At 64.3% G+C, this 13,212-nt stretch carries 13 protein-coding genes; 6 read left to right on the top strand and 7 right to left on the bottom strand.

The window, feature by feature from the left end; translation table 11 throughout:
• The first annotated feature begins 123 nt into the window (after positions 1-123).
• Positions 124-366: a hypothetical protein gene (locus NLY37_RS30280; protein ID WP_023740499.1), complete on the top strand. Its 243-nt coding sequence runs from the start codon at positions 124-126 to the stop codon at positions 364-366.
• A 127-nt stretch (positions 367-493) separates the two neighbouring features.
• Here the strand turns inward: NLY37_RS30280 and NLY37_RS30275 are convergent, their stop codons facing one another.
• The gene (locus tag NLY37_RS30275) at positions 494-1,132 is read right to left on the bottom strand and encodes a DNA-3-methyladenine glycosylase I (protein WP_023740498.1); all 639 of its coding nucleotides are present in this window, start codon (positions 1,130-1,132) and stop codon (positions 494-496) included.
• Between the two features lie 209 nt (positions 1,133-1,341).
• Here NLY37_RS30275 and NLY37_RS30270 point away from each other — a divergent pair, with 209 nt between their 5' ends.
• Together NLY37_RS30270 and NLY37_RS30265 are read left to right on the top strand one after the other, a co-directional pair.
• Positions 1,342-2,085, top strand: coding sequence for a L,D-transpeptidase (locus tag NLY37_RS30270; RefSeq protein WP_023740497.1), 744 nt, complete (start codon positions 1,342-1,344; stop codon positions 2,083-2,085).
• Positions 2,086-2,356: 271 nt separating this feature from the next.
• Positions 2,357-3,277, top strand: coding sequence for a bifunctional 5,10-methylenetetrahydrofolate dehydrogenase/5,10-methenyltetrahydrofolate cyclohydrolase (locus NLY37_RS30265; protein ID WP_023670547.1), 921 nt, complete (start codon positions 2,357-2,359; stop codon positions 3,275-3,277).
• 4 nt (positions 3,278-3,281) lie between these two features.
• Here the strand turns inward: NLY37_RS30265 and glcF are convergent, their stop codons facing one another.
• From glcF to NLY37_RS30245, 4 genes are all read right to left on the bottom strand, one after another.
• Entirely contained in the window at positions 3,282-4,607 is a 1,326-nt protein-coding gene (glcF, locus tag NLY37_RS30260; protein WP_023740496.1) for a glycolate oxidase subunit GlcF, read from the bottom strand.
• A gap of 4 nt (positions 4,608-4,611) precedes the next feature.
• Positions 4,612-5,823, bottom strand: coding sequence for an FAD-binding protein (locus tag NLY37_RS30255; RefSeq protein WP_023740495.1), 1,212 nt, complete (start codon positions 5,821-5,823; stop codon positions 4,612-4,614).
• 203 nt (positions 5,824-6,026) lie between these two features.
• Positions 6,027-7,523, bottom strand: coding sequence for an FAD-linked oxidase C-terminal domain-containing protein (locus NLY37_RS30250; protein WP_286441169.1), 1,497 nt, complete (start codon positions 7,521-7,523; stop codon positions 6,027-6,029).
• A gap of 222 nt (positions 7,524-7,745) precedes the next feature.
• Entirely contained in the window at positions 7,746-9,068 is a 1,323-nt protein-coding gene (locus tag NLY37_RS30245; protein ID WP_023686827.1) for a DUF3422 family protein, read from the bottom strand.
• A gap of 205 nt (positions 9,069-9,273) precedes the next feature.
• On the opposite strand from NLY37_RS30245, the gene NLY37_RS30240 reads away from it, so the two are divergent.
• Genes NLY37_RS30240 through NLY37_RS30230 form a run of 3 tightly spaced genes read left to right on the top strand, consistent with a single transcriptional unit; the run spans position 9,274 to position 12,043 of the window.
• Positions 9,274-10,071, top strand: coding sequence for an FCD domain-containing protein (locus NLY37_RS30240; protein ID WP_023695102.1), 798 nt, complete (start codon positions 9,274-9,276; stop codon positions 10,069-10,071).
• Between the two features lie 12 nt (positions 10,072-10,083).
• Entirely contained in the window at positions 10,084-11,220 is a 1,137-nt protein-coding gene (locus NLY37_RS30235; protein WP_023740493.1) for an alpha-hydroxy acid oxidase, read from the top strand.
• 55 nt (positions 11,221-11,275) lie between these two features.
• Complete coding sequence (locus NLY37_RS30230) at positions 11,276-12,043, top strand: metallophosphoesterase family protein (protein WP_023740492.1); 768 nt, start codon at positions 11,276-11,278, stop codon at positions 12,041-12,043.
• Here NLY37_RS30230 and NLY37_RS30225 read toward each other — a convergent pair.
• Together NLY37_RS30225 and NLY37_RS30220 are read right to left on the bottom strand one after the other, a co-directional pair.
• The gene (locus NLY37_RS30225; RefSeq protein ID WP_006206855.1) at positions 12,040-12,180 is read right to left on the bottom strand and encodes a hypothetical protein; all 141 of its coding nucleotides are present in this window, start codon (positions 12,178-12,180) and stop codon (positions 12,040-12,042) included. The two genes, NLY37_RS30230 and NLY37_RS30225, sit on opposite strands and share 4 nt — an antisense overlap.
• A 277-nt stretch (positions 12,181-12,457) precedes the next feature.
• Positions 12,458-13,156, bottom strand: coding sequence for a type 1 glutamine amidotransferase (locus NLY37_RS30220; RefSeq protein ID WP_023692350.1), 699 nt, complete (start codon positions 13,154-13,156; stop codon positions 12,458-12,460).
• Positions 13,157-13,212: the final 56 nt, after the last annotated feature.

The raw sequence follows: 13,212 nt of genomic DNA, 5'->3' as shown, positions 1-13,212 counted from the left end.
GGTTTGCGCTCTTTCCTTCTCCTTCGAAACAAAACGCACCGAAAGGAAACAATTCCGCCATCGGCGCGGCATCGTGCCGACACAATCAGAGCCGATAAGCGCGCCGAAACAAAGGGTTGGGCCATGACTGCCGCACACAAGTTCGACATCAGAGACGACGGCTTGCATGAAGTCCGATTGCGGCCGGCCGAGAACCGTGCGCCGGTGACGGCGAGCCCCGGTCCGTTTGAGGTCACCGCCGACGAGCGCAAGGGTTCCACCATACGCGAGGCGCTGATGACCGGATTGCTGGTGATTTATCCGGCCTTTGCGGCACTGGCGGCGATTGTGGCGGGATTGTTCCTGACTGGCGCCAGCGGGACGTGAGTTCCTTACCCTCCCCCTTGTGGGGAGGGTCGACGCGTAGCGTCGGGGTGGGGGTGCGGCGCCAAGATACCCCCACCCGCGCCTTCGGCGCGACCTCCCCACAAGGGGGAGGTAGGGGGACAGCGCCCTACTTCGGCCTCTTAAAGGCCTTGCGTTCCTTCTCCACCTGCTCCCGGCAAACACACCCCTCGAGATGGTCGTTGACCAGACCCATCGCTTGCATGAAGGCATAAACCGTCGTCGGTCCGACAAAGCTCCAGCCGCGCTTTTTCAACTCCTTCGAAATCCTGATCGAGACCGCTGTCGTCGGGTTGGCGCGTAGATGCGCCATGTCCACCACCGCCGGCCGCTCCTCCGGCCCCGGCTCGAACTTCCAGAACCAGGCGGCCAGCGAACCGAACTCGTCGACCATTTCGCACGCCCGTTTGGCGTTGTTGATGGTCGAGACGATCTTGCCGCGGTGACGGATGATGCCGGCATTGGCGACCAAGCGCTCGACATCCTCGTCGGTGAAGGCGGCGACCTTGTCGAAGTCGAAACCGGCGAAGGCCTCGCGGAAATTCTCGCGCTTGCGCAGAATGGTCAGCCAGGACAGGCCGGACTGAAAGCCTTCCAAGCAGATTTTTTCGAACAGCCTGCGGTCGTCGGCGACCGGCCGGCCCCATTCATGGTCGTGGTAGTGCAGATAGTCCGGCAGATTGCCGTGCCAGAAGCAGCGCGTGATCCCGTCGGAGCCGGTAAGCAGTCCGGTGTTGTCTTGCGCCATGGCCGATCCATCCGTTAACGCGCTTTCGCGCTGCATTTACCGCGGCTTTACCAGATTCCTGAACCCGGCGGTAACCACACCAAAAGGTTTACTGACAAAGCGGCATTTTACGCATTCCGATTCATGTTTCGGTTGCCGCTTCGCGCCAAGGATCGCGCAACCGGGGGCAAGTTCCGCCTCCGTCCGTTCGACGATCAAGGTGCGTTCCGATGAAGATCTTTTTGCGTTCCGTGCTCGGCGCCGTGGCCATTCTGGCCGCCGGCGTCACCTCGTCTGCCGCCAACGACCGCTATGCCGAAAGGCCGCCGGTGATGGTGAGCCCCGACCTTTCCGCACCCTGGGTGCTGCAGCTTGGCCGGGCGCCCGGCATCCTGCGGCAGAGCCGACAGGTGGTCCAACAGCCGCGCGTTCGCTATGCGCAGCCGGCGCGACCCGATCGGGTTCGCACTGCTTCCGTGCAGGCGCCGGTCAAGCGCGTGGTGATGCGGCCGCAGATCAATCCGCTCTATCTGCCGCAGGAAGTCGCCTATGACGGCCCGCAGAAGCCGGGCACGATCGTCATCGATACGACGCAGAACTTCCTGTTCCTGGTCGAGAAGAACGGCAAGGCGCGGCGCTATGGCGTCGGCACCGGCAAGCCTGGGTTCGAATGGTCTGGCACGCACAAGATCACCAACAAGCGCGTCTGGCCGGACTGGCGCCCGCCAGCGGAGATGATCAAGCGCGAGGCTGCCAGGGGCCGCTACCTCCCGACCTATCTGGCCGGTGGCGAAGAGAATCCGCTCGGCGCCCGCGCGCTCTATCTCGGCACGACGGAATACCGCATCCACGGCACCAACCAGCCATGGACCATCGGCGGCTCGGTATCTTCCGGCTGTATCCGCATGCGCAACGAGGACGTGGTTGACCTTTACGAGAGGGTCAATGTTGGAACGACCGTGGTCGTGATATAGTCGGCTACCGAATCATCTGGTTCAGAAGGCTAGACCTTCAGGGATCGGGAAGAGTTTACGGGGGACGGGCCGTGTGGGGATGCGGCCAGTCAGGAAAGGGCAGCCCGGGAAACCGCGCTGCCCTTTCTCTTTGCGGCTATAGCTGAGCCAGGCTGCGCCAGAACGTCGCGCCAGGGGGATGACGGTTCGCTTTCACGCTGCCTTGCCGCATTTCCCCTGCTATAGGGACGGCCAAACTCCCCTGCGCCAAACTCGCTGCAAAGGTTCAGCCATGTCTCCGCCAGACGATAGCCGCTATCTCCGGGGCGGCCCGGTCGCCCAGCGCATCATGGCATCCGTGCGCGAGGATGCCGCCATCGCCACCGCCGAAGGTTTTCCGCCCAAGCTGGTGTCGATCACCGTCGGCGATACCGCTGCCGTCGATGTCTATGTGCGCAACCAGCGCGCCAAGGCCGCGCTTGCCGGCATCGGTTTCGAGGAGCGGCGGTTCCCCGCCGACATCAGCGCCGGCGAACTCGAGGCGGCGATCCACGGCCTGAACGCCGACCCGCGCGTCACCGGCATCATCATCCAGCGGCCGGTGCCGGCGCATATCCCGATCAAGACGCTGCAAGCGGCGGTGCATCCACTGAAGGACGTCGAGGGCATGCATCCGGCGTCGATCGGCAATATCGTCTACAACCAGCTCGACCTCGCGCCTTGCACGGCTGCGGCCTCGGTCGAGCTGCTCAAGGAAACCGGCCTCGACCTCAAGGGGCTCGAAGTCGTCGTCGTCGGCCATTCCGAGATCGTCGGCAAGCCGATTGCCTTCCTGCTGATGAGCGAAGGCGCAACGGTGACGGTGTGCCATCACATGACGCGCTCGGTGGCGGCACATGCGCGCCGCGCCGATGCGCTGTTCGTCGCCGTCGGCAAGCCGCGGCTGATCAAGGCCGACATGGTGAAGCCCGGTGCGGCCGTCATCGACATCGGCATCAATTCCGAGATCGGCCCGGACGGCACGAGCCGCATCGTCGGCGACGTCGACACCGAGAGCGTGAAGGAAGTCGCGTCCTGGATCACGCCGGTGCCGGGCGGCGTCGGCCCGATCACTGTGGCGATCCTCTTGCGCAACACAATGGTCGCGCTCAGCCGCCAGCGCGCGCGCTACCAGGCGACGTATGGCGTGGTGGACCGGCTGGCAGCGGAATAGCTGCTTACTCGGCGGCGACCAGGTTTCCTTCGGAGACGCCCTCCGGCTTCGGACCACCATAGGCCCAGTCGAGCAGCTTGATCGTGTGCACCACCGGCAGCTTCGCGGCGGAAGCGATCTGGGTGATGCAGCCGATGTTGCCGGTGGCGACGATTTCGGCGTCGGTCGCCTCGATGTTCTTCACCTTGCGGTCACGCAACCTTGCGGAAATCTCCGGCTGCAGGATGTTGTAGGTGCCGGCGGAGCCGCAGCACAGATGCCCCTCGCGCGGTTCGCGCACGACGAAGCCCGCCTTGGACAGCAATTCCTTCGGCTGGCGGATGATCTTCTGACCGTGCTGCATCGAGCAGGCGGAGTGATAGGCGACGACGGTGCCGGGTTTGCGCACCGGCTCGGGCAGGTCGAGGCTTGCGAGATATTCGGTAATGTCCCTGGCCAGCGCCGAGACCCGCGCGGCCTTGTCGGCATAGGCCGGATCGAGGCGCAGCATGAAGCCGTAGTCCTTGATCGTTGTGCCGCAGCCGGACGCGGTGATGACGATGGCATCGAGCCCGCCCTGGTCGATGGCACGCGTCCACGCATCGACATTCTGCCGGGCCGAGGCAAGGGCTGCTGCCTCGCGGCCCATATGATGGACCAGCGCGCCACAGCAGGCTTCGCCCTGCGGCACCACGACCTCGACGCCAAGCCTGGTCAGCAATGCAATCGTCGTCTCGTTGATGGCGGGGTCGAGTACCGATTGGGCGCAGCCGGTGAGGATGGCGACGCGGCCTCTCTTCGTCCCCTGCCCGGCATGAATGCCGGAAGAGGCCATTGGCGAGACCGTCGGGATCGAGGCCGGTGCCAGCTTCAGCATCGCGCCCAGCGGCCTCAGCGCCGGCAGCCTTTCGAACAGGCCGATGAATGGCTTGCCCAGTCTCGCCAATTTCAGCGCGGCGCGAAAGCGCGCGGGATAGGGCAGCACGAAGGCCAGCATGGCGCGGGTCAGCCGGTCGAGCAGCGGCCGCTTGTAAGTCTCCTCGATATGGGCGCGGGCATGGTCGACCAGGTGCATGTAGTTGACGCCCGACGGGCAGGTGGTCATGCAGGCCAGGCAGGACAGGCAGCGGTCGATATGGGTGACGATCTCCTTGTCGGCCGGGCGGCCATTCTCCAGCATGTCCTTGATGAGATAAATGCGCCCGCGCGGCGAATCGAGTTCGTTGCCAAGCGTCACATAGGTCGGGCAGGTGGCGGTGCAGAAGCCGCAATGCACGCATTTGCGCAGGATCTTCTCCGATTCCGCGACATGCGGATCAGCAAGCTGGGCAAGGGAGAAGTTGGTTTGCATTATCTTAGCCTTGGGCCATGCGGCCGGGATTGAGGATGGACTTGGGATCGAACTCGGCCTTGAGCCGCGCCGACAGTGCGGCCTTATGCGGTGCCTGCGGCTCGAACACCGGGACGGCGGCGCGATGCGAAGGGGTGGCGCGCACCAGCGTGGCGTGGCCGCCGCCAAGCTTTCTGATCAGCCCGCGCAGCAGGGCGGCCTCGGGATCGCCCTCCTCCATGCGCAGCCAGACCAGCCCGCCCTGCCAGTCGTAGAAGGCGCTGACACCGATCTGCATGCGCAGCGTCAGCACCATCTGATGGGCCTGAGACGGCGCCATGGAGACGCGCCAGACCGGCTTTTCGCTACGGTCGGCGAATGGCGTGCAGTCCCTTATGTCACGCCAGAGGGTATGTGATGTCTCACCTGCGATCTCCTGCAGCGGGCCGGCATTTTTCAGCAGGGTCTTCAGCGCCTCAATGCGATAGGCGACCGATGGGCCAAACCCTTCGACGCGCAGCAGCGTTGCAGCGTCGGTGCCTAGACTGCCCCCGGCAACGCGCGCGGCGATGCGTTCGGGCAGATGGGCCGCGCTCGACACTTCGGCGCTGGAGCCGAGCGCCAGCGCCATGGCGGCAGAGGCGGCATCGTCGAGTAGGCCGCGCATGGCAAGCGTCACCTCGGTCTCGGCCGCCGGTAGCACCTTGAAGGTGACATCGGTGAACACGGCCAGCGTGCCCCAGCTGTTGGCCATCAGCTTCGACAGATCGTAGCCGGTAACATTCTTGACGACGCGGCCGCCTGATTTGAACGCTTCGCCACGACCGGCAACCGCGTTGATGCCAAGGATATGGTCGCGCGCGGCGCCCGCCTTCAGCCGGCGCGGGCCGGACAGGTTGGCGGCAAGCACGCCGCCGATCGTGCCTCTTCCCTTGATACCGCCGAACAATGGGCCGTAGTCCATCGGCTCGAAAGCAAGTTGCTGGCCGTTTTCGGCGAGCAGGTTTTCGATCTCGGAAAGCGGCGTGCCAGCCTTGGCCGACAGCACCAGCTCGGCCGGCTCGTAGAGGGTGACGCCGGTGAGCTTCGAAAGATCGAGCGTGTGTTCGCTCTGCTGTGGCCGGCCGATGCCGCGCTTGGAGCCGTGGCCGATGGTTTCCAAAGGTGTCTCTTCCGCCGCCGCCCATTGGACGATGGAGAGGGTCTCGGCCGATGTGGTGAGAGTGAAGGTCGTCATGGCGAAGATGGGTCGAGTTCCTTCGCGCCCCCCTCTGTCCTGCCGGACATCTCCCCCTCAAGGGGGGAGATCGGAAGTCGCGTCCGATTTCGCCAATCTCCGACCTTGAAGGAAGGGTAAGGCGCGCAAGCTGCCAATCTCTCCCCTTGAGGGGGAGATGTCCGGCAGGACAGAGGGGGGTGTTCACGCGCCAACTTAGCCACTCAAAACCTCGGAATGTCCGGAAACGCCACCTGGCCGCGATGCACGTGCATGCGCCCAAGCTCCGCGCAGCGGCGCAGTTGTGGAAACACCTTCCCGGGGTTGAGCAGATGGTTGGGGTCGAAGGCGCATTTGACGCGCATTTGCTGGTCGAGGTCGATCTGGTTGAACATCTCCGGCATCAAATCGCGCTTCTCGACGCCGACGCCGTGCTCGCCGGTCAAGACGCCGCCGACCTTGACGCAGAGCCGCAAGATGTCGGCGCCAAAACTTTCCGCCTTGTCGAGTTCGCCCGGCACGTTGGCGTCGTAGAGGATCAGCGGATGCAGATTGCCGTCGCCGGCGTGGAAGACATTGGCGACGCCAAGGCCGTATTTCTCCGACAGTTCGCGCATGCCGGCGAGCACACGCGGCAATTCCTTGCGCGGGATGGTGCCATCCATGCAGTAATAGTCGGGCGAGATGCGGCCGACCGCCGGGAAGGCCGCCTTGCGGCCGGCCCAGAAACTCAGCCGCTCCTGTTCGGATTGCGAGATGCGGCAGGTGGTGGAGCCGTTCCTATAGGCGATCGCTTCGACGAGACCGATCAGGTGATCGACCTCGACGCCCGGCCCGTCGAGTTCGACGATCAGCAGCGCCTCGACATCAAGGGGGTAGCCGGCATGGACGAAATCTTCCGCGGCATGGATCGCCGGCCGGTCCATCATCTCCATGCCGCCAGGGATAATGCCGGCGCCGATGATGTCGGCGACGCATTGGCCGCCCTGCTCGCTGGTCGGAAAGCCGATCAGCAGAGCGCGGGCCGTCTCCGGCTTTTTCAGGATGCGCACGGTGACCTCGGTGACGACGCCGAGCAGGCCTTCGGACCCCGTCATGACGCCGAGGAGATCATAGCCTTCCGAGTCCAGATGATTGCCGCCCAGGCGCACCACCTCGCCGTTCATCAGCACCATCTCGATGCCGAGCACATTGTTGGCGGTCAGGCCGTATTTCAGGCAGTGCACGCCGCCGGAATTTTCCGCGACATTGCCGCCAATCGAGCACGCGATCTGGGAGGATGGGTCAGGGGCGTAGTAAAAGCCCTCCTGCTCGACGGCAATGGTGATGCCAAGATTGGTAACGCCTGGCTGAGCGACGACGATGCGGTCGGGATAGTCGATGGCCAGAATGCGGTTAAAGCGGCTCATGACCAGCAGCACGGCATCCTCGAGCGGCAGCGCGCCGCCCGACAATGAGGTTCCGGAGCCGCGCGGCACGACACGGATGTTGCGGTCGTTGCAGTATTTCAGCACCCGCGACACCTGCGCCACCGTTTCCGGCAGCACCACGACCAGCGGCAATTGCCGGTAGGCGGTGAGGCCGTCGCTTTCGAAGGCGCGCATCTCATTGGTGGCGTCGACGACGCCCTCGCCCGGCACGATGATGCGCATGTCGGCGACGATCTCCGCCCGCCTTCGCATAGTGGCGTCGTCTGGCTTGGGCATGACAAGGCCGGACATCGGCGGCGTTCTCCGCTTGGCTGGTAAAAATCTTTTACCAATTACATTCGGATGTTGCAAACACCGCGTCGGGCAAAGAGCGTACTGCCCGCCTTCCGCAGCGGCAATCTGCCGCTGGCCCGGCAGGGCGGATCGTCCAGCGCCTTGCCCTTCGCTGGCTCAGGGCGTTCGAAGCTCGAAAAGCCAAGCAATTGGCTTTTCGTCCGCTGCGCGGACCGCTTCTCACTCCCCCGGATGTTTCGCCGGCTCGGAGTGCATCCGCCTCACTCGCCGCACCCCCCACCAGACCAGCACGATGGCGACCGGCACCGAGGCGGCGGTGACGACTTCGGGCGCAATGGCATGGCCGAAGATCGAGGCGCCCTTGGCAAGGTAGGAGATCAGACCGACGACATAGTAGGACACTGCTGCCACCGACAGGCCCTCGACCGTCTGCTGCAACCGCAGTTGCAGCCGGGCGCGGTTGTTCATCGACGCCAGCAGATCGCGGTTCTGCTTCTCGACCTCGACATCAACCCACGTGCGCAGCAGCGTCGTGGCGCGGGTTAGTTTGCGCGACAGGTTGGCCTGGCGCTCCTCGACCGAACGGCAGGTGCGCATGGCAGGCGCCACCCGCCGCTGCAGGAAGCCGCCCCAAGTGTCGTAGCCGGGCACGGCTTCTTCGTCCAGCGCCTCCAGCCGCTCGACAACGATGCCGTCATAGGCGCGGCTGGCGCCGAAGCGATAGAGGCTGGAGGCGGCATCGGCTTCCAGCTCGGCGGCAAGCTCGGTCAGGTCGGCGAGCAGCGTCTGGCTGTCGCGGGTTTCAGTGACCTTCATTTCCAGCGTGGTCTGCGCCAACCGGTCTTCGATGCGGCGGGCGCGGCTCGACAGGGTCAGCGCCAGCGGCAGGCCGAGCATGGCAAGCGTGCGGTAGGTCTCGACGTCGATCAGCCGCTGCGACAGCGCGCCGGTCCGCGCCGGCGTCAGGCCGCGATCAAGCACCAGGATGCGGGTCAGGCCGTCGCCGTCCTGGCGGAAATCGGTGACGATGGCCGCATTGCCGCGCTCGACCAGCGAATAGCAGAGGCTCGTCGGGTCGAAGGCCGCAATCAGCTTCTCGCTTGCCGGCGTCCATTTGCGGATCTCCAGCCTTATGCCTGAGATCACCGTTCCCGGCGGCGAGAACCCGTTGCCGAAAGGAGAATCCTCCTGCGCCCTGCCGCTTTCGGCAAGCGGCCCTTCCCAAAGATAGGTCGAGAATTCCGTATGCCGCTCCCAGCGCAGCGTGCCCTTGCCCCACTTCATGGCGTGGTGGCGGGCATGACGGTCGGGCGCCGCGATGCCGAGGCGCCGCGACAGTTCGGAGAGCACGGCCATGTCGACGCCGGAGCCGCCCTCGGTCATGAAGGCGAGTTGCACAAGCACGCGCGGCTTCTCGATCAGCGGATGCGGCCGGGCATGGACCTCGCCGATCGCGCCGGGCCGTCCCTCATGCGCGGGAAAGCCCATCACGCTGCCCTGGGCGCGCGGCTGGAATTCGAGGTTGGACGTCTCGTCCGACACGGTGGTCCCCCTGTTCTCGACCCTTCGTGTGATGGCGTCCTCTAAAGGCAATCCATGAGGCGCGTAAACACCAAAGTCTAGCATCGTAGGTCCTGCCGGCGCGACGCGCAGACCGACCCGATTGGGCAAATTGGATAAATAATTTGACCAGTTGGCGACGCTGGCTTTATCTTGCGCGACGCCGGTTCAATTTCCCAGGCCCCCGTTGAGCGATATTTTCTCCAGGATCGAGCATTCGCGCACCGCCGACGAGGTGGTGCAGCAGATCGAAAGCCTGATCCTTGAAGGCGTGCTGCGCACCGGCGACCGGCTGCCGGGCGAGCGCGAGCTGGCGCGCCAGTTCGACGTGTCGCGGCCGATCCTGCGCGATGCGCTGAAGGCGCTGGAAGGGCGCGGGCTGCTGATCACCAAGGCCGGCGGCGGCACCCATGTCGCCGACGTCATCGGCCAGTTGTTCACCAAGCCGGTGACCGACCTCATCTCGATGCACCGCAAGGCGGTGACCGACTATCTGGAATACCGCCGCGAGATCGAAGGTGTTGCGGCCGAATATGCGGCGCGGCGCGCGACAGCGGACGACATTGCGCTGCTCGACCGCATCATGGCGCGCATGGACGAGGCGCACCGCACCGGCGATTTCGACGACGAGGCGGAAATCGACGTCGAGTTCCACCATGCTGTGTGCGAATGCGCGCACAACATCATCCTCTTGCACACACTGCGCTCCTGCTACCGGCTGCTGTCTGAAGGCGTGTTCCAGAACCGGCTTCTGGTGTTCAGCGTGCCCGGAGCGCGCGAGGCGCTGCTGGCCCAGCACGGCGCGATCTACAAAGCCGTGAAGGCCGGCGATCCTTCAGCTGCCCGCCAAGCGGCGATGGACCATATCTCCTATGTCGAGCGCTCGATGCTCGAGGCCGAACGCAGCGGCGACTGGCAGCGCGTGTCGCGGCTCAGGCTTAAGCAGCGCTCCGACGCCGACGACGGCTTCAAGACGACTGGCTAACGAGGAACCACCATGAGCGACATCCTCACCATTGCCGATCTCAAGGACCTGGCGCGCCGGCGGGTGCCGAAGATGTTCTACGACTATGCCGATTCCGGCGCCTGGACCGAAAGCACCTACCGCGCCAACGAGGAGGACTTCCAGAAGATAAAATTCCGTCAGCGCGTACTGGTCGACATGAGCAACCGCTCGCTGGAATCGACCATGATCGGCGAGAAGGTGGCGATGCCGGTGGCGCTGGCGCCGACCGGCCTGACCGGCATGCAGCATGCCGATGGCGAGATGCTGGCGGCGCAGGCGGCAGAGGAATTCGGCGTGCCGTTCACGCTGTCGACGATGAGCATCTGCTCGATCGAGGATGTCGCGTCGGTGACGAAGAAGCCGTTCTGGTTCCAGCTCTACGTGCTTCGCGACAAGGATTTCGTGCTCGACCTGATCGACAGGGCGAAGGCTGCAAAATGCTCGGCGCTGGTGTTGACGCTCGACCTGCAGATCCTGGGGCAGCGCCACAAGGATGTCCGCAACGGGCTGTCGGCGCCGCCCAAGATGACGCTGGCCAACATTGCCAACATCGCCATGCGGCCGCGCTGGCTGATGGGCATTGCCGGCACCAAGCGCCGCACCTTCCGCAACATTGTCGGCCATGCCAAGGGCGTCGGCGACGTCGCTTCGCTGGCATCGTGGACGACGGAGCAGTTCGACCCGCACCTGTCGTGGAAGGACGTCGCCTGGATCAAGGAGCGCTGGGGCGGCAAGCTGATCCTGAAAGGTATTCTCGACAAAGAGGACGCGCTGATGGCGGTCGAGACCGGCGCCGACGCCATCATCGTTTCCAACCATGGCGGGCGCCAGCTCGACGGCGCATCGTCGTCAATCATGGCGCTGGAGGAGATCGCCGATGCCGTCGGCGACAGGATCGAGGTGCATATGGACGGCGGCATCCGCTCGGGCCAGGACGTGCTGAAGGCGCTTTGCCTCGGCGCCAAGGGCACCTATATCGGCCGCCCGTTCCTGTACGGGTTGGGCGCCATGGGCAAGCAAGGCGTGACCCTTGCGCTGGACATCATCCGCAAGGAGATGGACATCACGCTGGCACTGTGCGGCAAACGGCTGGTGACCGAGATGGGCAAGGACCAGTTGCGGCGATAGGGTCTTGTTCACCGATTAGACCCTAGCCTCGCTGGATCACGGAGACGAAGCCGCCTTGATCGAGACCGGCATCCACTACCTCGACGCGCGCGCGCCCGATGGCATGCGCCTCTATGCGATCGGCGACGTGCATGGCCGGCTCGATCTGCTCGCCGCCATGCATCGCCGCATCGAGAGCGAGCTCGAATACAAGCCGACCAGCGATTGGCGCGTCATCCACCTCGGCGACTATGTCGACCGCGGACCAGAGTCCAAGGGCGTCATCGACTTCCTGATCGAGGCACGGAAACGCGATCCACGGCATCTGATGCTCGCCGGCAACCACGATATCGGCTTCCTCGATTTTCTCGACGAGCCTGACCCGGAAGGGCTGTTCATCCGCTATGGCGGCGTGCAGACGGCACAATCCTATGGCGTCGACCTAGCGGGACACGCAAGCTGGTTCGGCAAGGCCGAGGCGTTACGGCGGGGACACCAGGCACTGGTCAATGCTGTACCGCAAGCCCATGTCGACTTCCTGCGGTCGCTGCAATTGTCACTGATATCAGGTGATTTCTTCTTCTGCCATGCTGGCGTCAGGCCTGACGTGCCGCTGGAGAGCCAGAGCCCGCAGGATCTGGTCTGGATACGCGACGTCTTCCACAACCATCCAGGGCTTTACCCGAAGGTGATCGTGCACGGCCACACACCGGTGCCGGAGGCGGAGGTGATGCCGAACCGCGTCAATGTCGACACGCTCGCCTGGCAGTCAGGCATGCTCAGCGCGCTCGCCGTGGACGGCGCGGACAAGCGTATCCTGACTGTGCAGGGAAAAGCGTTTTAGCGAAGCGCGGCGGTGACGCCGTAGCCGTCGACGGCCTGATGGTTGTTGGCTGCATCGGCGGAATAAATGCCGAGACCGCACAAAACGATGGCAGACAGCATGACAAAGGACAGAAGCGCTGCTTTCACGGACGTCATCTCTAGTTGAGCTTCCTGCATCTGGGCACGAGGCGGTTACCAATGGGTTGAAACCGAGAATTCGTCTCAAAGTTTCGACGATTTCGCGCTTGTAGGTCGATTCTGTATCGGCGGTGTGTCGCGCGGATCACACAGAAGGTTCATCGCGGTTGCATTGCCGATGCATAGCGCGCGCCTTGTAGGATAGCGTTCGGCCACAAACCAAGGACGAAAGAAGTTGTCCCCGGCAGATTCCCCGCCGCGTGCCAATTATGCAACGGCCGCGCGTTGGCTGGGTTCAGATCGTCGCCACCCAGGCGCGGGCAATGGCCAAGCCCGCGGCATCAGCCTCGGGGCCGTTGAGAGCCATTTCGCTGTCGAGGCGATCGTGCCAGTCGGGATGGCGATCGGCAATCAGCGGCGCGAAGGACGTGCTCCAGTCCCTCACCATCGGCCGGTCGGCCTCGAAATGGAACTGGAAGCCGTAGACGGCGCGGCCGATACGGAACGCCTGGTTCTCAGCAATTTCGCTGCCGGCAAGCCGCACCGCATTTGACGGCAGCGCGAAAGTGTCGTCGTGCCATTCGAAGATGGGGAAATCCTGGGGAAGTGCGCCAAGCACCGGATCGGTTCTGGCGTCCGGCGTCAGCGATACCTTGTGCCAGCCGAATTCCGAGGCGCCGCCGATCTGGTTCTCACCGCCGAAAGTGCGGGCAACCAACTGGCTGCCCAGGCAGATACCGAGAACCGAGCGATCCTTGGCGGCGAAATCGCGGGTCAGTTCGAGCAGCGCCGGGAAATACGGGTAGTCATCGTCGGCCAGCGCATTCTGACCGCCGCCCAGCATCACCATGGCATCGTGTCCGGTCGCGTCGTCCGGCAGCGCATCGCCCTTGTAGGGCCGGCGCAGGTCGAGATCGGCGCCGGCTTCGGCGAGCGCGGCACCAACCTGGCCAAGGCCGGTGTTGTCGTAGTTCTGGACCACCAGCACCCGCATCGCAAAACCCTGCTGACATGAAATGACGCGACGAGCGATATCATGTCGCCAGCATT

This window comes from Mesorhizobium sp. C395A (genome assembly GCF_030323205.1).
Taxonomy (GTDB): Bacteria; Pseudomonadota; Alphaproteobacteria; order Rhizobiales; family Rhizobiaceae; genus Mesorhizobium.
Note: the sequence above shows the minus strand (reverse complement) of the source record. Positions and strands in the feature narration are given on the sequence as shown.